Source organism: Shinella granuli (genome assembly GCF_004341885.1).
Lineage (GTDB): Bacteria > Pseudomonadota > Alphaproteobacteria > Rhizobiales > Rhizobiaceae > Shinella > Shinella granuli.
Genome location: NZ_SLVX01000002.1, coordinates 364,833 through 381,747 on the forward strand (window position 1 = coordinate 364,833; position 16,915 = coordinate 381,747).

The window sequence follows — 16,915 nt, forward strand, 5'->3', positions numbered from 1 at the left end:
AATGATTCGTTCAGTGGTCCGCGGTTTCGGGACGGCGCTTCCGAAACGGGTGCTCACCAATGCCGAGCTGGAAAGCATGGTCGACACGTCCGACGACTGGATCGTGCAGCGCACCGGCATCCGCCAGCGCTACATCGCCGGCGAGGGCGAGACGACCGCATCGCTCGGCGAGGGCGCCGCGCGCGCCGCTCTCGACAAGGCGGGCCTGACGGCCGCCGATATCGACGTCATCATCGTCGCCACCTCGACGCCGGACAACACGTTTCCGGCGACCGCCGTCAACATCCAGAACCGCCTCGGCATGCATCACGGCTTCGCCTTCGACGTGCAGGCCGTCTGTTCCGGCTTCGTCTATGCGGTGACGACCGCCGACGCCTATATCCGCGGCGGCCTTGCGAAACGCGTGCTCGTCATCGGCGCGGAAACCTTCTCGCGCATCCTCGACTGGACCGACCGCACGACCTGCGTGCTCTTCGGCGACGGCGCCGGCGCCATCGTGCTGGAGGCCGCCGAAGGGGCGGGCACCAACCAGGATCGCGGCGTCCTGACGGCGCAACTGCGCTCCGACGGCGCGCACCGCGAAAAGCTTTATGTCGATGGCGGCCCGTCCACCACGGGCACGGTCGGCCATCTGCGCATGGAGGGCCGCGAGGTCTTCAAGCACGCGGTCGGCATGATCACCGACGTGATCGTCTCGGCCTTCGATGCCACCGGCTTCACCGCCGAGGACGTCGACTGGCTGGTGCCGCACCAGGCGAACAAGCGCATCATCGACGGCTCGGCCAAGAAGCTCGGCATCCCCTTGGAAAAGGTCGTCGTCACCGTCGACCTGCACGGCAACACCTCCGCCGCCTCGATCCCGCTGGCGCTGGCCGCCGCTGCGAGCGACGGGCGAATCAAGGACGGCGACCTCGTGCTGCTGGAGGCCATGGGCGGCGGTTTCACCTGGGGTGCGGTGCTGCTGCGCTGGTAGGCGCTTCCAGCCGCCTTGCCGCGCGCAAGGCGGTTTCCCGACAAAAGGAACACGGGCAACGGGCGGGCTCCGGCCCTGCCTTTTCCATGCCGGAACACCTGCCGGCGGCGGGTGAAACGGCCTCTCCCGCATCAGGGCGCAGCGCCGCTTGACCCGCGGGGGCAAGGACAATACTCTTCCGCCACTTAACCATAGGCTTTCAATGGGATATCGGTGAGGAACGATGAGCGGCAAGACGGTGACACGCGCAGATTTGGCCGAATCGGTTTTCCGGAAGGTCGGCCTTTCGAGGACCGAATCCGCAGAGCTTGTCGAAACCGTGATCGACGAGATCTGCAATGCCATCGTGCGGGGTGAGAGCGTGAAACTCTCCTCCTTCGCCACCTTCCAGGTGCGCGACAAGAACGAGCGCATCGGTCGCAACCCGAAAACCGGCGAGGAAGTACCGATCTCGCCGCGCCGGGTGATGACCTTCAAGGCGTCCAACGTGCTCAAGCAGCGGGTGCTGAAGGCGCATCTCGCGCGTAAGGCGAAACAGAAGCCGGCGTCACCCGCTTCCTGAGCGTTTTTCTGCCGATTGCCGGCGGATCGGCAATTTGAAACTTGAATATCGTCCGGCAACCCGCTGAAATGAATACGATTCGGCAACGTCTCCGTTTGCCGTGCCACGCGCTTTCATCGAGGGTAGAATGGACAAGAGTCCGGACGCGTTCCGCACCATCAGCGAGGTTGCCGACGATCTCGACCTGCCGCAGCATGTGCTGCGCTTCTGGGAGACGCGTTTCACGCAGATCAAGCCGATGAAGCGCGGCGGCGGGCGCCGCTACTATCGGCCCGAGGACGTGGACCTCCTGAAGGGCATCCGTCATCTCCTCTACGACCACGGCTATACGATCAAGGGCGTGCAGAAGCTCCTGAAGGTCAACGGCAACCGCTTCGTCGCCGCCATTGCCAGCGGGGACCTCGCCACCGTCGAGGCGCTGGCTGCGGCGAGCCACGAGGAGCCGCCCCCGCCCAAGGCCGGCAGCGACGAGGACCAGATCGTCGGCCGCGCCAAGGCGCCGGCCAGCCGCCGCTTCTTCTCCTTCGTCGGCGGCGGTGACGAAACGCCGGAAATCTCGATCGGCAAGACCAGCGTCGGCAAGGAAGACCGCGCGCTCCTGCAGGAGGCGCTCTACGACCTCCTGGAATGCAAGCGCCTGCTCGACCAGGTGCGCTGAGCTTTTCCCGGTCGCCCCCGGGTACGTCCTGGTCGTCGGCCGCCAGGCCGGTTCACCCGGCCCAAGCGATCCACCCATCCGCCGGCGCCGTCATGCCGCAGGTTCGGTCCGCTCCATCTGCATCCGTGCAGCGAAGGGGGCCGCGTCAATCCCGCTGCTGCATCGGCTCCCAGCCGCGCACGAAGCCGCGCCCCATCGCCGAGCGGGTCAGTTCGAGCTGGCGCCGCAGATGCGCGCAATCGGCCAGCAGCGTCGCGATCGTTGCGCGCGCATCGCCGTCATGCCAGGCAAGGGCGGCGCATACGGCGTCGTCCTCCTTCGGTTCAGTCTGTGCTTCGTACTCGGGAAGCGGTCGCACGTCGGCATTCTCCTGTGGTGACACAGAAAATCGGGGATTTCCGGGATCGAGATAAGCAGGCCTTCGCCTTTGTTCTTATTATGTTCCGTTGCGCTGCAGAGTCAAGCGCTCGAAACGGACCGACAGAAGGAAAAGGCCCCGCACGGTGGCGGGGCAAACAAGCGTCACGCTTGGCTCTCAGTGACGCGGGGGAGTGCTCGCAAATGACAAGCGAGCAGGGACATCCTACGACTTTCGTCTAATGCCCGGGAAGGTCTGATTCGGCGTTTCCGGTACGGTTGTGAAAAAAATTGCACTTTTCGGTGCCCAGACCGGCGGCGCATCCATTCATGAGGAGAGGGCGCGGTCGCGCGGAGGGTTCGTGTCCATACAAGCTCCGCCCGGGGCAGGCCGGAAATCCGCAAGGTTTTCCGTGAAATGTCCCGCCGTGGCGTTTGCGTGGCGGACAATTCTCCACTTTCGTCCCTGCCACCTATTTTTGGGCTTGCATCCAAATGCCCGAGACTATAGGGGTTTGCGCGGTCCGGAATGTAGCGCAGCCCGGTAGCGCACTTGACTGGGGGTCAAGGGGTCGTGGGTTCGAATCCCGCCATTCCGACCATTTTCCTTTTATTTTCCACACTCTGCGTGGTTCCTCCGGGAACCTTGTGCGTTTTCCTGCGTTCTCGACGGCCGGCCTCGTTCGCCGGTGATATCGGCAGTTGAGGAGACGGAAATGGAAGATGCAGGCGTGGGCTGGATTGCGGCCATCATTATCGGCGGTGTTGCGGGCTGGCTCGCCGAGATGTTCATGAAGAGCAATATGGGCGTGCTGATGAACATCGTGCTCGGCATTGTCGGCGCGGCGGTGGCGAACCTTCTGCTCGGCCTGATCGGCGTCTCGCTCGGCGGCTGGATCGGCTATCTGATCGCGGGCTTCATCGGCGCCTGCGTTCTCATCGCGCTGGCGCGGGCGATCAGGCGCTAACACGCCGCGCTGAAGACAAATCGTTTCATCGATCGAGGACCGTCGTTCCGAAAGAACGGCGGTTCTTTCGTTTCAGGCGATCAGCCCGCGATAGATCGCTTCCGTTTCGCTGACCATGCGGTCGAGGCGGTATTCGGGGCTGCGGGCGCGGGTGAGGGCGGCGGCGGTGTGGCGGGCGAGGTGGCCGGGATCGCTGAGGCGCAGCATGGCGTCGGCCAGGGGCCTCGGGTCGTCGGCGTTCTTCAGGAGAATGCCGTTCTCGCCGTCCTTCAGCACCGTGGAGACGCCGCCGACATCGGTGAGGATCAGGGGCCTGCCGGCCGCGGCGCCTTCCAGCATGACATAGGACATGGCCTCGTAGCGGCTCGGCATCGTGAGCACGTCGATGGCCGCCATCGCCTCGACGCCGGTAAAGCCCGTGGTGAGGTGGATGCGCGCCTTCTGGCCGCTCGCCTCGACCTGCCGCCGCACGTCCGCTTCCATGTCGCCGCTGCCGATCATCAGGAGATGGGCGTGCGGCACGCGTTCGGCGACCTGCGCGAAGGCCGCCACCAGGCGCTCGGGCGCCTTCTGGTGGCAGAGCCGGCCGACGAAGCCGAAGAGCAGGGCCTCCATGGGAATGCCGAGGGCCTGCCGCACGGCGGTGCGGGAATTGGCGGGCGGCGTTTCGACGCCGTTGACGACGATCGAAAGCTTTTTGCGCGGCATGCCGAGTGCGCGGGCATGGGCATATTCATCGGCGGAGACGCAGATGATGCGATCGGTAAGGGTGCGGGCGAGCAGCTTTTCGATCGAGCCGTAGACCCTGCGGCCGAGCGTGCCGAGGCCGGGATCCATGGTGTAGAAGGCGTGCGGCGTGTAGACCCGCGGGATGTGGCGGCCGGGCAGGCGCAGGCGCGTCAGCGCGCCGGCCTTCGAGCTGTGGGCATGGACGACGTCGAAGGGGCCGGCGCTGTGCATGACGGCGCGGATCGCGCGCCAGGCGCCGATGTCGGACGGGCCGGGCGCGCGCGTCATGGCGACGGCGTGCAGGCCGGCAAGGCCGAGCGCCTGCAGCTCCTCGACGAAGCGCGCTTCCGCCCGCAGCGGCGAATAGATGGCGTGCACGGCATGCCCGCGGGCCGTGAGGCCGCGGCACAGGTCGATGAAATGCCGGCCGGAGCCGCCGCCGCCGGTCTCCAGCACCTCCAGGAGGCGCATCTGGCGCAAGGCCCTGTCCTGTTTTCTGCTCATGGTGCGGTCAGTCCGGGGCGATCTGCCTGTTGTGCCGCTTCTCGAGGGCAAGGCATCCCCACACGATCCCGAGCAGCAGGTAGAAATGCCGCCAGTGATCCGTGTCGATGACGAAGCCGATCGCGGTGTGGCCGGCGATGGTGATGTAGGAGATCATCAGGAAGGGTTGCCAGGGCCGGTTGCGCAAGAGCGCCTTGAAGCCGGCGGAGAACGTCCAGAGGATCAGGGCGAGGTAGGAGACGAAGCCGAGCCAGCCGTAGGTGGTCAGCGATTTCAGCCAGATATTGTGCTCGTCCTCGGGGAACATCTTGCTGAATTCCATCGGGCCGATGCCGAGCGGCTTTTCCATGGCCATGAGGAAGCCGATGCGGTGGCGCTCGAAACGGCCGAGATGGCCGCCGTCATACTCCTGCACGAGCTGGGTGCGGCTGGAAAAGAGGTTCGCCACCTTGTCGAATTGCAGCGCGACGACGAGCGCCACGACCATCAGGCCGACGGCCGAGAGGCTGAGGATGAGGATCTTCAGCCGGAACGCCCCCGTGCGCTCCTTCAGCAGCATGACGAAGACGAGCGCCGCCACGCAGACGAGATAGAGCCCCCAGGCGGCGCGCGAGAAGGAGAGGAAGATGCCGAGCGCCAGGATCAGCACGCCGATGACCTTCAGCGGCGCGCCGAGGATGCGGCCGGCGAGCAGGCCGTACATCAGGTAGAGCGAAGGGCCGACGAGGAAGGGACCGAAGACGTTCGGATCCTGGAAGGCGCCTTTGGCGCGGTCGTAGAGCGTGAAGGCCTCCGCGCCGGGAAAGGCGTGGAAATAGCCGAGGATGCCGAGCGAGGCGGTGATGAGCGCGCCGGCGACCCAGGCGCGGAAGATCAGCTCCAGCCGCGCCGGCTTCGCCTCGATGATGGCGGCGAAGAACACGCTGGAGAGTGCCAGGAACAGTGAGACGGCGATATACATCGGCCCGACCGACAGGTCGTCGAGTACCGTCAGCGAGAGCATGCCGCCGATGTTGAACAGGATGAGCAGCGCGAGCAGCGGCGCGATGCCCCGCGAGATGCGCAGGCCAACGATGGCCCACAGGCCGATGAGCCCGGCCATGAAGAGCTCATAGGGCGCCGGCTCGCTGATGACGAAGCCGGAGAGGAAGACCCCGACGGCCACCAGCAGCGAGCCGATGACGCCGAGGGCCGCCAGTTGCGGCCGGAACGGCGGGGCGTAGGGGAGGGCCGCGTCGCTCAATACGCATTTTCCGTGTTGAGCAGGCGCAAGGGCGTCAGGAAGAGGATCTTCAGGTCCAGCCAGAGCGACCAGTTCTCGATGTAGTAGAGGTCGAATTCGGTGCGGAAGCGGATCTTGTCGTCATGGTCGATCTCGCCGCGCCAGCCGTTGATCTGCGCCCAGCCGGTGACGCCGGGCTTTACCCGGTGGCGGGCGAAGTAGCTCTCGACGACATCGACATATTTGCGGTCGTTCGACTGTGCCTGGATGGCATGCGGGCGCGGACCGACGAGGGAAAGGTCGCCTTTCAGGACATTGAAGAACTGCGGCAGCTCGTCGATCGAGGATTTGCGCAGGAACCGGCCAACGCGGGTGACGCGCGGATCGCCCTTCGTCACGGCGGCCTTCGCCGTCGGGTCGGCAAGGTGCGTGTACATCGAGCGGAACTTGTAGACCTCGATGATCTCGTTGTTGAAGCCGTGCCGCTTCTGCTTGAAGATGATCGGCCCGGGCGAGGAGAGCTTGACCGCGATGGCCGCGCCGAGCATCACCGGCCAGAGCAGCAGCAGCGCGACGACGCTGAAGAAGACGTCGAAGAGGCGCTTGGCGACATTGTCCCAGTCGGCGATCGGCTTGTCGAAGATGTCGAGCATCGGCAGGCTGCCGACCTGCGAATAGCTGCGCGGGCGGAAGCGCAGGCCCTTGGAATGGGCGGCAAGGCGGATGTCGACCGGCAGCACCCAGAGCTTCTTGAGGAGGGCGAGGATACGCGCCTCGGCCGAGAGCGGCAGCGAGATGATCAGCATGTCGATGCGGGCGAGGCGGGCGAATTCGACCAGTTCGGCGACATTGCCGAGCTTCGGGTAGCCGGCGATGATCGCGGGCGAGCGGCGCTCGTCGCGGTCGTCGAAGATGCCGCAGATGCGGATGTCGTTCTCCGGCTGGTGTTCGAGCGTGCGGATGAGCTCCTTGGCCGGCTCGCCGCCGCCGACGATGACGGCGCGGCGCTCCATGGTGCCGTTGCGCGCCCAGCGGCGGATCGAATAGGCGATCACCTGCCGCTCGATGACGAGATAGAGGGCGCCGGCCACGAACCAGGAGGCGAACCAGACGCGGGAATACTGCTCGCCGGACTTGAAGAAGAAGACGATGAGCGCCATCGCGCCGAAGGCGAGCGCCCAGGCGGCGAGGATGCGCGGCGTCATGCGCCAGGGCGAGCGCAAGGCCGGAACCTGGTAGGCATCGGCGAACTGGAGCATCAGGACGCCGATCGCCGCGCCGCCGACGAGCACGCAGAGGTAGAAGACGGACAGGCCCATGCTGCTGACATAGAGCGCATGAATGCCGTAGCCGAGCGCCAGCAGCGCGCCGAATTCGAGCAGGCGCAGCAGGCCGATGATCATGCTCGGCGAATAGGTGTCGGCGCGGAACTGCGCCGCGATCTTCCGGGCGAGCGGATTGAGCTCGACGGTCTGGCCGGCGTCCTGGCTTTCGCCGGGCGCGGCGACCGATATTTCGGACACCTTGCGCCGCAGCGCTTCCGGATCGAAGGAGACGGGTTTGTCGACATGGTTCATGGCACGCACCTGTAGGGGCTTCGTCCCGGAAATAGCACGAAGCCCCTAAGAAACGTTTACGTTGCGCCTGCCGTAACGTCAGGCGCTGTGCCGATTTCCGCCAGCCTGCCGGGCGAGAATGTCGCGATAGAGGTCGAGCAGGGCGCTGGACATGACGGAGGCGGAGAAGGACGCCTTGAAGCCGACCGGTTCCGGCATCACCTTGCGCGGCCAGTCGGCATCGGTGATCGCCTGGGCCATCAGGGCGGCGAGCCCGTCCGGGTCGCCCGGTTCGGTAAGCGCGATGCTCGTTCGGCCGAGCACTTCCGGAATGCCGCCGACGCGGGTGGCGATGACCGGTTTTCGCGCCGCGAGCGCCTCCAGCACGATATAGGGCATGGCCTCGGCGCGCGAGGGCACGATGACGTTGCGCGTCAGCGCGAAGGCATCGTGCGCCTTCATGGCCGGCAGCATGCCGATGCGCCGGCCGAGGCCCATGCGCAGCATCATGTCCTCGTATTTCGCCTTGTCCGGCCCGTCGCCGATCATCAGGGCGGAAAGCGGGCGGCCGATCCGGCGTTCCGTGCGGGCGAAGGCCTCGACGAAGACGTCCGGCCCCTTCAGGTCGCGCAGCATGCCGATATAAAGGAAATCGACGGCATCCTCGCGGGAATAGACGGGCGCGAAGTCGCGGTCGTGGATGCCGTTGTAGATGCGCTCGGCCCTGACGCGCGGCCGGCCGACGCGGGCGGCATAGGTCTCGCGCTCGTAGTCGCAGACGAAGACGAGCGCATCGCCGAGCCTTTCCAGCAGGCGCTCGGCGGTGAGGATCGCCATGCCCGTCGCGGTGCGGCGATTGTAGTGCAGGCTGCCGCCATGCGGCGAATAGAGGCGGGCTACGCGATACCTGTTGACCCGCAGGGCTGAGCCGATGAGCCGGGCAATGGCGCCACCCTTGGCGCCGTGCCCGTGCAGGACATCCGGCTGCAAACCTTTTATTTCGTGATAGCTGTTCCAGAATGCGCCGACGTCGCGCGGGCTGATCGACCGGCTGATCGGCAGGCGCACGAGGCCGAGCGAGAGATAGGGGCGGATTTCGTCGAAGAGGCCGTCCTCATAGGAGCTGCCGGTGAGACTGTCGCAGACGATGCCGACCTCGTGGCCCGCCTTCGCATGGAACTCGGCAAGATCGCGCACATGGCGGAAGATCCCGCCGATGGGGGAGCGGAAGCAGTGAATGATGCGCAGAGGCCCATCGTCCGCCATCTTGCTTAGAACAGCCGTTCGCGGACATAGATCGTGTCGCCGGCCAGCACCGGATCGGAGATGGACACACGGCCCGTGAGGATCTTGCCGTTGATCTTGCGGGTGACGTCGACATCGCCCTGGTTGGCGCGCGGCGAGAAACCGCCGGCCAACGCGATGGCGTTCTGGATCGTCATGCCGGCGACATAGCTGTATTGCCCGGCCTGGCCCACTTCGCCCATCACGTAGATCGCGCGGTAGCGGTCGACCTCGATGGAGACGTCCGGATCGCGCAGATATCCCTGCCTGAGCTTCGTCGCGATGATGCGTTCCAGTTCCTGGATCGTCTGGCCGCGCGCCGGCACGGCGCCGATGAGCGGGAAGGCCACGTAGCCGGCCTGGTCGATCGAATAGGTGTTGCTGAGGCCGGCCTGTTCGAAGACGGTGATGCGCAACCGGTCGCCGCTATCCAGGCGATAAGGCTGGATGGTTGCCTCGTGGAACGCCTTTGGGGCGGGGCGGTAGCCGCTGCAGCCGGCAACGGCCGGCACGATAAGTGCCAGCGCAAGCAGCGCGCCCTTGTTGATCGTTGCGAATGCCATTCGCTTTACCCAATCCCGGAATCAGAAGTGTGGAGCCCGTTATCGATCCGTTAGGGTTAATGGCTGGTAAAGGCGCGGCGGGGATGGGCGGGATGATGCGGATTTTTTCGCAAGGGTGGTGCGCGGGAAGGGGTAAGACAACCGCCGATGATTAACCCTTGCGTTACCATGTTTGTTTACCGTGCGCGGAAATCGTCGTGTTTGGAGTTGAGATATGTCGGGCGCACACAGCCAGCAGGATGTCGATATCGATCTTGGCGGCCTTTTCGGCGCGATCTGGCGCAACCGCATGCGCGTGCTGCTTGCCACCGTCGCCTGTGCGGGCGTTGCCTTTGCCGGCGCCAGCCTCGTCACGCCGCGCTACAAGGGCGAGGCCCGCCTGCTCATCGAAACGCGCGAGCCGGCCTTCACGACGGGCACCGACCGCACGCAGGGTCGCGAGCAGCAGCCGGCCCTCGACGAACTCGGCATCGCCAGCCAGGTCCAGCTCCTGAGGTCCGCCGACCTCATCAAGCAGGTCGCGCGCAACATGAAGCTCTATGAACTGGAGGAGTTCGATCCGGCGGCAAAACCCTCGGCCATTTCCGACATGCTCGTCCTTTTCGGCCTGAAGAAGAGCCCGCTCGACCTCGAACCGGAAGAGCGCGTGCTGAAGGAATTCGTCGACAAGCTCGTCGTCTACCAGGTGGAGCGCTCGCGCGTCATCGGCATCGAGTTCTCCTCGAAGGACCCGCGCCTTGCCGCCGAGATCCCCAACGAGATGGCGAAGGTCTATCTCTCGCTGCAGAGCGGGGCGAAACTCGACACCAATTCAGAGGCGACGCGCTGGCTGGAGCCGGAAATCGCCAATCTGCGCGAGAAGGTGCGCGAGGCCGAGCAGAAGGTCGCCGAGTATCGCTCGCAGTCCGATCTGCTGCCGACCGGCGAGAACTCCAACTTCGCCGCACGCCAGCTCACCGACATCTCGACGGAACTCGCCCGCGTGCGCGGCGAGCGCGCCAATGCGGAAGCGCGGGCCGAGAGCGTGCGCACCGTGCTCAAGACCGGCGGCGCGCCGGACACGCTGACCGATGTCGTCGGTTCGCAGATGATCCAGCGGCTGAAGGAAAGCGAGGCGCAGATCCAGGGCCAGATCTCCGATCTCTCCACCTCGCTGCTCGAAGGCCATCCGCGCCTGAAGGGCCTGCGCTCGCAGCTCACCGGCATCCGCGGGCAGATCACGGCGGAGACACAGAAGATCCTGTCGAGCCTCGAAAACGAGGCCAAGACCGCCCAGATGCGTGAAACCCAGCTCCTGCAGCAGCTCAACACGGTGAAGGCGAACAGCGCGCGCGCCGGCGAGGACGAGGTCGGCCTCAAGGCGCTGGAGCGCGAGGCGACCGCCCAGCGCCAGCTGCTCGAAACCTATCTTGCCCGCTACCGCGAGGCGACCTCGCGCACCGGCAGCGGCTCGACGCCCGCCGATGCCCGCATCATCTCGGCCGCCGTCGAGCCGACGGAGGTGGCCTTCCCGAAGGTCGTGCCGATCACCATCGTCGGCGGCGTCGCCGGCTTCATGCTGAGCGCGATCGCGATCCTGCTGGCCGAATTGTTCAGCGGTCGGGCGCTGAAGCCGGTCGGCGCCGTCGCATCGGTGCCGGCGCGGCGCGAGGAAGAGGTTTTCGAGGACGAGGTCGCGGCGGATGTCACGGCTGAGGCGCCGGTCGTCCACAAGACCCCCGTCGTTCGCCGTGACCCGGTCGCACGCTTCGACCCGGCCCCGATCCGCGATGTCCGCGCGCCGGTGAAGTCGCTGCTGGCCGACATCACGCCCGATGAGGACGAGGAAGAGGAAGAAAAGGAAAAGGTGGCCGGGCAGGGCGAGAGTGCGTCGCTGCTCGATACATTCGACCTTGAGGAGGAGGAGGACGAATTCTCCATCGCCGCTGTTGCCCGCTATATGATCGAGAACAATATTTCGGTCGCGGTCTCCGTCTCGCCCTCCGGCGATCGCGGGTCCACGGCCACCGTCATGCTGGCCCGCCGCATCGCGGAAGAGCATCGCAAGACGCTCATCATCGACCTCACCGGTTCGGCCTGCCCGACGCGCCTGATGGCCCAGTCTGCCCATATGCCCGGCATCACCGACCTTCTCGTCGGCGATGCCGCCTTCGGCGACATCATCCACGGCGACCGGCTGTCCGGCGCGCATATCATTCCGCGCGGCAATGCCAACATCAAGCGCGCCATGCGCGGCATCGATCGGCTGGCGATGGTCATCTCCTCGCTTGCCGATGCCTATGACGCGGTGATCGTCGAATGCGGCCCGGCCGAAGTGGAGGCCGTGCGGCGCCTGACGCGCGACCAGGAGACGGATATCATCCTCTCCCTTCCGGGCGCCGACGAGGACGAGATCGTCGAGATGATCGACGCCTTCGGCGAGGCCGGCTACAGCGAGGTCATGCTGATGACGGGCGAGGGGGGCGAACCGCCGCAATATCCGGGCCGCCGCGCGGCGTAAGGTCAGTCCGTGGGCGCGGGCGCCGCCCTGCCGGAGCGCAGGCGTTGCAGGAAGGCGTAGATCTGCGGGTTCTGCTTGATCAGGCGTTTCGCGCCGGTCTTGGCCCGGTGCAGCGCGGCCACCGTCGCGCCGGCCATCGTCGTCGGCCAGAGCAGGTCGTGCTGCCGCGTTTCCATCGTGCACCAGGAACGCTTGTAGGGCTGGTCGCCGATGCCGAAATCGAAGAGGCGCACGCCCTCGCCGCACAGTTTCCGGATCGCAAGGTAGAACAGGAATTCACCGGGGCTGGCATCCGCGGCGATCGTGTCCTCGATCGAGCCGAACTGGCAGATCACATGGTCGCCCTTGCGTGACAGGCCGGCAATGGCAGCGATGCGGCCCTCATTTTCACCCTTGAGGCGCACCGCATGGAGTTGCAGCGGATAGCTGCCGTCCGCCTCGGGCACCGACACCAGCCGGCGGAAGAAATCCCGGGTGTCCTCGTTGCGGAAAACGTCCGGCAGGCCCATGGCGTCGAAACGCGCGGCCTTCTGCTGGAAGAAGGTTTCCAGCAATGCCCGGCTTTCCGCGCCGGCCTCGGCGATGATGTGCTCGTAGCCGCCAAGCGCCATCAGGCGGCGTTCGGAGGCGCGGAACTTCTTGCGGCGGCGGCGGGCGTTGACCTGTTGCAGCGTGCGTTCGAAATCGGCGAAGAGTTCGATCTGGAAGGCGGCATTCTGGTTCAGCACCGCGGAAAGATCGGAAAAGGGGCTGGTCTCGCCGCGCCAGTCGAGCGGCATGTTTTCCAGAAGGAAGATATCGCAGTGGCGGGCAAGCTGGCTGCGCACCGTTTCAAGCGCCTGCCTGAGACGCGGCGGGGCGGCGAGGGCGCGGAAATCCCGCGAATAGAGGCCCGTATTGATGTTGCTGAACGGGGCGGCGAGGAAGCGGGCGATGCGGATCGGCCCGCGGCGCACGATTTCGAACGGCAGCAGGAGATGCGTGCGCCCGCCGGAGCAACCCTCGATGATCAGCAGCCTGCAGGCACGGCTTTCCACCCAGGCGCGGCACCAGTCGTAGCTCTGGTGGAGCGAAAGCGTATTGTCCGTTTCCAGTGCCCGCCAGCAGGCCTCGACCGGTTCCATCCGCTCGTGCAGGCGGATCGACAGCGGCATCGGCGGGCGCTTATGGTCCCTTTCGGCCGCAGGTGCCGGATCGCCGCGTGCAAGGTCGCGTTCGGACGGCATGATCTGGAAATGGAGTTGCATCGCTCCCATGGTCTGGCCTTCGTGCATTCGGTTGCCGCAGCGTCACCATAGGCGTTAGGCTTGCGCAATTGGTTTAAATCCGCTGGCGCCGGCGCGTATGCCCCGGGAAATCGGCCAGCGCGGTTAGCAAGTCGATAACGAGCGCGGCGGGCGGGCGGCCTGCCGGCGGGAGGGACCCATGCAGACCTGGCGGCCGCCGCAGAAGATCCACGTGAAGGTACTGGGCCTTGCCTGGCACGGCGGCCGGCTGCTGGCGGCGGAAGTGACGCGCGACGACGGCACGGTCAAGGGCGTGCGCCCGCCCGGCGGCTCCATCGAGTTCGGCGAAACGCGGGAAGAGGCGCTCGCCCGCGAGTTCCGCGAGGAACTCGGCTGCGAGATCGCGATCGACGGCCCGTGGACGACCTTCGAGAACCTCTTCTGGCATGAGGGCGCGCAGGGCCACGAGTTCATTTTCGCCGTGAACATCTACCTGCTCGACGAAAGCCTCTACCGCCGGCCCGAGATCACGCTCGCCGAGCATGACCGCTCGGTCTGGACGGCGCGCTGGTTCTACCCGCTTGCGCTGCCGGCCGGCGTGGAGCTCTACCCCGCCGGCCTTGCCGCCCATCTTCAGACATAGCCTATTCGTCGCGCGGCTTGCCCGGCTTTTCCATCCACTTGATGATCAGCATGGCCGGCAGGATCCACAAAAGGCCGGTCACGGTGAAGTAGAGAAGATGGATGTACCAGGGCGATTGCCCGAGCGTGGCGGCGGCGATGGTGGTCGCGACCAGCGCATAGACGAGCACGAGGATGATGATCAGGACCGTGCCGATCAGTTTTCTGAGGCGAGGGGGCATGGGCAGTCTTTCACTTCGGTAGCGGCAAAATGGCGCGACGGCGTGCCGCAAAGGTTCGGGCCTTGTTTTGCACGGGCCGGTCAGGCAAATCAACGCCACAGTCCTTGCGGCTGAAGCCGCGCGCGCGGTTTTGCCGGAAGGACGCGAGAAAGCAACCGGAATGGCGGGCTGCCCGCCGCTCCGGAAAAGGAGCCGAGACGATGAGCGCCACGACCGCGACCGCATACCGCAGCCACAGTGACACGGACAGGACCGACCGCAACCGCCGCCAGGTGCGCCGGTGGCTCGGCTTCGTGCTGTTCACGCTGTTCGTGCTGGTGCTGGTGGGCGGCGCGACGCGGCTCACCGATTCCGGCCTTTCCATCACCGAATGGAAGCCGATCCACGGCGTCATCCCGCCGATCGGCGACAAGGAGTGGCAGGAGGAGTTCGACCTTTACAAGCGCATTCCGCAATATCAGCAGATCAACAAGGACATGACCGTCGAGGAGTTCAAGACGATTTTCTGGTGGGAATGGGCCCACCGGCTGATCGCCCGCTCCATCGGCTTCGTCTTCGCCGTGCCGCTCGCCTTCTTCTGGCTGACCGGCCGGATCGAGAAGAAGCTGCGCTGGCCGCTCGTCGGCCTTCTGGCGCTCGGCGGTTTCCAGGGGTTCATCGGCTGGTGGATGGTCACATCCGGCCTTGCCGAGCGGGTTTCCGTCAGCCAGTACCGGCTCGCCACGCACCTCACCATCGCCTGTCTGATCTTCGCCTGGACGACATGGCTGATGCGGGCGCTTTCGCCGCACAGCGACGATGCCGCGCCGACGGACGGTTCCCGCCGGATGGCCGGCATCATCGCCTGCATGGCGATCTTCCAGATCTATCTCGGCGCCCTCGTCGCCGGCCTCGACGCGGGCCTCACCTACAACACCTGGCCGCTGATGGACGGCGCCGTCGTCCCCGGCGGCCTCTTCGTGCAGCAGCCCTGGTGGATCAACCTCTTCGAGAACCCGAAGACGGTGCAGTTCGTCCACCGCATCGGCGCCTACGTGCTCTTCGCGCTCGTCGCCGTCCACATGATCGCCTCGCTGCGCGCCGCCCCCGAAACGACGCATGCCCGCCGCGCCCTCGTGCTGTTCGGCCTCGTCTGTCTCCAGGCGACGATCGGCATCCTCACGCTCCTCTGGCAGGTCCCGCTCGGCTGGGCACTGGCGCACCAGGGCGGGGCGCTGGTCGTGCTCGGCTTCGCGGTCGCCCATTGGCGCGGGTTCTACGGGGAAATGGAACGGTCGTGACTTGAAGCGTCCTCTCTTATATAATCCCGAGGATTTTATAGAAGAGGTGTGCCATGGCACTCAGCCTGAAGGATGCCGAAACGGATCGGCTCGCCCGCGAAGTGGCCGCCTTGACCGGTGAGAGCCTGACGACGGCGATCCGCAAGGCGCTTGCCGAGCGTCTCGAACGGGAACGCCGCCGCCGCGGCCAGCCGTCCGATCTGAAACGCCGCCTGCACGCGATCGGTGCCGCCTGCGCGGCGCTGCCCGACAGGGACGGCCGCTCCGCGGACGACATCGTCGGCTATGATGGCGACGGGCTCTGGTGATGATCATCGACACCTCGGCGCTCGCGGCCGTGCTGTTTCAGGAAGATGACGCGGCAATCTTCGAGGAGATGCTGGCAACTGGCGGGCGATGCCTGATTTCCGCCGTCACACGCGTCGAAGTCACCTGTGTGATCGAAGGAAGAAAGGGCGAAGAAGGGCGCGCCGCGCTGGAGGCGCTGCTGGATGCGGTGAGCGCCGAGACCGTCTCGGTCGATGGCGCTCAGGTCAATCTCGCTATTTCCGGCTTTCGTGCCTATGGCAAGGGAAGGCATCCGGCAGGTCTGAATATCGGCGACTGCTTTTCCTACGCGCTCGCAAAGGCTATCGACGAGCCCTTGCTGTTCAAGGGCAACGATTTCGCCCTGACGGATATACGCTCCGCGCTTGCCTGAGGCGAACTCACCCCTTCAGCATCAGGTCCATGTTCTGCACGGCAGCGCCCGATGCGCCCTTGCCGAGATTGTCGAGCAGGGCGACGAGGTTGACATGCGGTGCGCCGGCGGTGCCGAAGACGTAGAGCTTCATGCGGTCCGTATCGGCCAGCTCAACGGCGTTGACCCGGGCGAGGTTGGCGCTTTCCTTGAGGTCCACCACCTCGACGATGTCCTGGCCGGCATAATGCGCGGCCAGCGCCTCGTGGATCGAGCCGAGCGAGGCGTGGTCGTTGAGGTCGGCAAGGTAGAGCGGCACCTGCACGATCATGCCCTGCGGGAACTTTCCGACGGAGGGCGAGAAGAGGGGCGCGCGGGAAAGCAGGCCGTGCACCTGCATCTCCGGCACATGCTTGTGCTTGAGCGTGAGGCCGTAGAGGAAGTGCGGCGCATCGATGTGTTCCGGATGGCCTGCATCCTCCATCTGCGCGATCATCTGCTTGCCGCCGCCGGTGTAGCCCGAAACGGCGTTGACCGTGACCGGATAGTCCTCCGGCAGCAGGCCGGCAAGGCGGAGCGGGCGCAGTAGCCCGATCGCGCCCGTCGGATAGCAGCCGGGATTGGCGACGTAACGGGCACCAGCGATCTTCTTCGGCTGTTCCCGATCCATCTCGGCAAAGCCATAGGCCCAGTCCGGGTTGACGCGGTGCGCCGTCGAGGTGTCGATGATGCGGACGGAATTGTTGCCGGCGACCATGGCGACGGCTTCCTTCGCCGCATCGTCGGGCAGGCAGAGGATGGCGACGTCGGCGCTGTTCAGGAGGTCCTCGCGCAGCCTGGCATTGCGGCGCTCGGCCTCGGGGATCGAGAGGAGCTCGACATCATCGCGGCCGGCCATGCGTGTGCGGATCTGCAGGCCCGTCGTGCCGTGTTCGCCATCGATGAAGATCTTCGGTTTCATCTGCAATCCAATCCTGTGAGAAGCCTGCCG

18 protein-coding genes and 1 tRNA gene are annotated in these 16,915 nt (G+C 65.8%); 10 read left to right on the forward strand and 9 right to left on the reverse strand.

Annotated features, from left to right (window positions below):
- Window position 1 precedes the first annotated feature (1 nt).
- The 3 genes from EV665_RS04965 (at window position 2) to EV665_RS04975 (ending at window position 2,193) form a co-directional block, all read left to right on the forward strand.
- On the forward strand, window positions 2-973 hold the full coding sequence (locus EV665_RS04965) for a beta-ketoacyl-ACP synthase III (RefSeq protein ID WP_064329713.1): 972 nt from the start codon (window positions 2-4) through the stop codon (window positions 971-973).
- Between the two features lie 223 nt (window positions 974-1,196).
- Entirely contained in the window at window positions 1,197-1,535 is a 339-nt protein-coding gene (locus tag EV665_RS04970; RefSeq protein ID WP_064329714.1) for an integration host factor subunit alpha, read from the forward strand.
- A 127-nt stretch (window positions 1,536-1,662) separates the two neighbouring features.
- Window positions 1,663-2,193 carry a MerR family transcriptional regulator gene (locus EV665_RS04975; protein ID WP_064329715.1) on the forward strand — a complete coding sequence of 177 codons (531 nt, stop codon included), beginning with the start codon at window positions 1,663-1,665 and terminating at the stop codon, window positions 2,191-2,193.
- A 145-nt stretch (window positions 2,194-2,338) separates the two neighbouring features.
- Here EV665_RS04975 and EV665_RS04980 read toward each other — a convergent pair whose 3' ends face one another.
- The gene (locus EV665_RS04980) at window positions 2,339-2,551 is read right to left on the reverse strand and encodes a hypothetical protein (protein ID WP_133033291.1); all 213 of its coding nucleotides are present in this window, start codon (window positions 2,549-2,551) and stop codon (window positions 2,339-2,341) included.
- 524 nt (window positions 2,552-3,075) lie between these two features.
- Between EV665_RS04980 and EV665_RS04985 the strand changes: the two genes are divergently transcribed.
- Window positions 3,076-3,152, forward strand: a tRNA-Pro gene (locus EV665_RS04985).
- 114 nt (window positions 3,153-3,266) lie between these two features.
- Window positions 3,267-3,518, forward strand: coding sequence for a GlsB/YeaQ/YmgE family stress response membrane protein (locus EV665_RS04990; protein WP_064329717.1), 252 nt, complete (start codon window positions 3,267-3,269; stop codon window positions 3,516-3,518).
- A gap of 72 nt (window positions 3,519-3,590) precedes the next feature.
- Here EV665_RS04990 and EV665_RS04995 read toward each other — a convergent pair whose 3' ends face one another.
- The 5 genes from EV665_RS04995 to EV665_RS05015 all read right to left on the reverse strand — a co-directional run bounded on the left by EV665_RS04995 (window position 3,591) and on the right by EV665_RS05015 (window position 9,376).
- A complete protein-coding gene (locus EV665_RS04995) occupies window positions 3,591-4,751 on the reverse strand; it encodes a glycosyltransferase family 4 protein (RefSeq protein WP_133033292.1) in 1,161 nt (386 codons plus the stop codon).
- Window positions 4,752-4,758: 7 nt separating this feature from the next.
- Window positions 4,759-5,994 (reverse strand): O-antigen ligase family protein, encoded by a 1,236-nt coding sequence (locus EV665_RS05000; protein ID WP_133033293.1) that lies wholly within the window; start codon window positions 5,992-5,994, stop codon window positions 4,759-4,761.
- On the reverse strand, window positions 5,991-7,550 hold the full coding sequence (locus EV665_RS05005; RefSeq protein WP_133033294.1) for an undecaprenyl-phosphate glucose phosphotransferase: 1,560 nt from the start codon (window positions 7,548-7,550) through the stop codon (window positions 5,991-5,993). The genes EV665_RS05000 and EV665_RS05005 overlap by 4 nt, the downstream gene beginning before the upstream one ends.
- Window positions 7,551-7,628: 78 nt before the next feature.
- Window positions 7,629-8,795, reverse strand: coding sequence for a glycosyltransferase family 4 protein (locus EV665_RS05010; RefSeq protein ID WP_133033295.1), 1,167 nt, complete (start codon window positions 8,793-8,795; stop codon window positions 7,629-7,631).
- A gap of 5 nt (window positions 8,796-8,800) precedes the next feature.
- The gene (locus tag EV665_RS05015; protein WP_064329722.1) at window positions 8,801-9,376 is read right to left on the reverse strand and encodes a polysaccharide biosynthesis/export family protein; all 576 of its coding nucleotides are present in this window, start codon (window positions 9,374-9,376) and stop codon (window positions 8,801-8,803) included.
- A 214-nt stretch (window positions 9,377-9,590) separates the two neighbouring features.
- On the opposite strand from EV665_RS05015, the gene EV665_RS05020 reads away from it, so the two are divergent.
- On the forward strand, window positions 9,591-11,876 hold the full coding sequence (locus EV665_RS05020) for a GumC family protein (protein WP_133033296.1): 2,286 nt from the start codon (window positions 9,591-9,593) through the stop codon (window positions 11,874-11,876).
- Between the two features lie 2 nt (window positions 11,877-11,878).
- On the opposite strand, the gene EV665_RS05025 is transcribed toward EV665_RS05020, so the two are convergent.
- Window positions 11,879-13,132, reverse strand: coding sequence for a GNAT family N-acetyltransferase (locus EV665_RS05025; RefSeq protein ID WP_245507644.1), 1,254 nt, complete (start codon window positions 13,130-13,132; stop codon window positions 11,879-11,881).
- A gap of 169 nt (window positions 13,133-13,301) precedes the next feature.
- On the opposite strand from EV665_RS05025, the gene EV665_RS05030 reads away from it, so the two are divergent.
- Window positions 13,302-13,745: an NUDIX hydrolase gene (locus EV665_RS05030; RefSeq protein WP_133033297.1), complete on the forward strand. Its 444-nt coding sequence runs from the start codon at window positions 13,302-13,304 to the stop codon at window positions 13,743-13,745.
- 1 nt (window position 13,746) lies between these two features.
- Here EV665_RS05030 and EV665_RS05035 read toward each other — a convergent pair whose 3' ends face one another.
- Window positions 13,747-13,965 (reverse strand): DUF2842 domain-containing protein, encoded by a 219-nt coding sequence (locus EV665_RS05035; protein ID WP_133033298.1) that lies wholly within the window; start codon window positions 13,963-13,965, stop codon window positions 13,747-13,749.
- A gap of 200 nt (window positions 13,966-14,165) precedes the next feature.
- Here EV665_RS05035 and EV665_RS05040 point away from each other — a divergent pair, with 200 nt between their 5' ends.
- The 3 genes from EV665_RS05040 to EV665_RS05050 are packed head-to-tail and all read left to right on the forward strand — an operon-like array spanning window position 14,166 to window position 15,945.
- Window positions 14,166-15,245 carry a COX15/CtaA family protein gene (locus EV665_RS05040; RefSeq protein ID WP_133033299.1) on the forward strand — a complete coding sequence of 360 codons (1,080 nt, stop codon included), beginning with the start codon at window positions 14,166-14,168 and terminating at the stop codon, window positions 15,243-15,245.
- Between the two features lie 53 nt (window positions 15,246-15,298).
- Window positions 15,299-15,553, forward strand: coding sequence for a type II toxin-antitoxin system VapB family antitoxin (locus EV665_RS05045; protein WP_133033300.1), 255 nt, complete (start codon window positions 15,299-15,301; stop codon window positions 15,551-15,553).
- On the forward strand, window positions 15,553-15,945 hold the full coding sequence (locus EV665_RS05050; RefSeq protein ID WP_133033301.1) for a type II toxin-antitoxin system VapC family toxin: 393 nt from the start codon (window positions 15,553-15,555) through the stop codon (window positions 15,943-15,945). The genes EV665_RS05045 and EV665_RS05050 overlap by 1 nt, the downstream gene beginning before the upstream one ends.
- 7 nt (window positions 15,946-15,952) lie before the next feature.
- Here the strand turns inward: EV665_RS05050 and argC are convergent, their stop codons facing one another.
- The gene (gene argC, locus EV665_RS05055) at window positions 15,953-16,885 is read right to left on the reverse strand and encodes an N-acetyl-gamma-glutamyl-phosphate reductase (RefSeq protein ID WP_133033302.1); all 933 of its coding nucleotides are present in this window, start codon (window positions 16,883-16,885) and stop codon (window positions 15,953-15,955) included.
- Between the last annotated feature and the right edge of the window lie 30 nt (window positions 16,886-16,915).

What these genes read in the sequence shown, in the direction of transcription:
- EV665_RS04965 (WP_064329713.1), top strand. Translation starts at nt 2, where the DNA reads ATGATTCGTTCAGTGGTCCGCGGTTTCGGGACGGCGCTTCCGAAACGG.
- EV665_RS04970 (WP_064329714.1), top strand. Translation starts at nt 1,197, where the DNA reads ATGAGCGGCAAGACGGTGACACGCGCAGATTTGGCCGAATCGGTTTTC.
- EV665_RS04975 (WP_064329715.1), top strand. Translation starts at nt 1,663, where the DNA reads ATGGACAAGAGTCCGGACGCGTTCCGCACCATCAGCGAGGTTGCCGAC.
- EV665_RS04990 (WP_064329717.1), top strand. Translation starts at nt 3,267, where the DNA reads ATGGAAGATGCAGGCGTGGGCTGGATTGCGGCCATCATTATCGGCGGT.
- EV665_RS04995 (WP_133033292.1), bottom strand. Translation starts at nt 4,751, where the DNA reads ATGAGCAGAAAACAGGACAGGGCCTTGCGCCAGATGCGCCTCCTGGAG.
- EV665_RS05005 (WP_133033294.1), bottom strand. Translation starts at nt 7,550, where the DNA reads ATGAACCATGTCGACAAACCCGTCTCCTTCGATCCGGAAGCGCTGCGG.
- EV665_RS05010 (WP_133033295.1), bottom strand. Translation starts at nt 8,795, where the DNA reads ATGGCGGACGATGGGCCTCTGCGCATCATTCACTGCTTCCGCTCCCCC.
- EV665_RS05015 (WP_064329722.1), bottom strand. Translation starts at nt 9,376, where the DNA reads ATGGCATTCGCAACGATCAACAAGGGCGCGCTGCTTGCGCTGGCACTT.
- EV665_RS05020 (WP_133033296.1), top strand. Translation starts at nt 9,591, where the DNA reads ATGTCGGGCGCACACAGCCAGCAGGATGTCGATATCGATCTTGGCGGC.
- EV665_RS05025 (WP_245507644.1), bottom strand. Translation starts at nt 13,132, where the DNA reads ATGGGAGCGATGCAACTCCATTTCCAGATCATGCCGTCCGAACGCGAC.
- EV665_RS05030 (WP_133033297.1), top strand. Translation starts at nt 13,302, where the DNA reads ATGCAGACCTGGCGGCCGCCGCAGAAGATCCACGTGAAGGTACTGGGC.
- EV665_RS05035 (WP_133033298.1), bottom strand. Translation starts at nt 13,965, where the DNA reads ATGCCCCCTCGCCTCAGAAAACTGATCGGCACGGTCCTGATCATCATC.
- EV665_RS05040 (WP_133033299.1), top strand. Translation starts at nt 14,166, where the DNA reads ATGAGCGCCACGACCGCGACCGCATACCGCAGCCACAGTGACACGGAC.
- EV665_RS05045 (WP_133033300.1), top strand. Translation starts at nt 15,299, where the DNA reads ATGGCACTCAGCCTGAAGGATGCCGAAACGGATCGGCTCGCCCGCGAA.
- EV665_RS05050 (WP_133033301.1), top strand. Translation starts at nt 15,553, where the DNA reads ATGATCATCGACACCTCGGCGCTCGCGGCCGTGCTGTTTCAGGAAGAT.
- argC (WP_133033302.1), bottom strand. Translation starts at nt 16,885, where the DNA reads ATGAAACCGAAGATCTTCATCGATGGCGAACACGGCACGACGGGCCTG.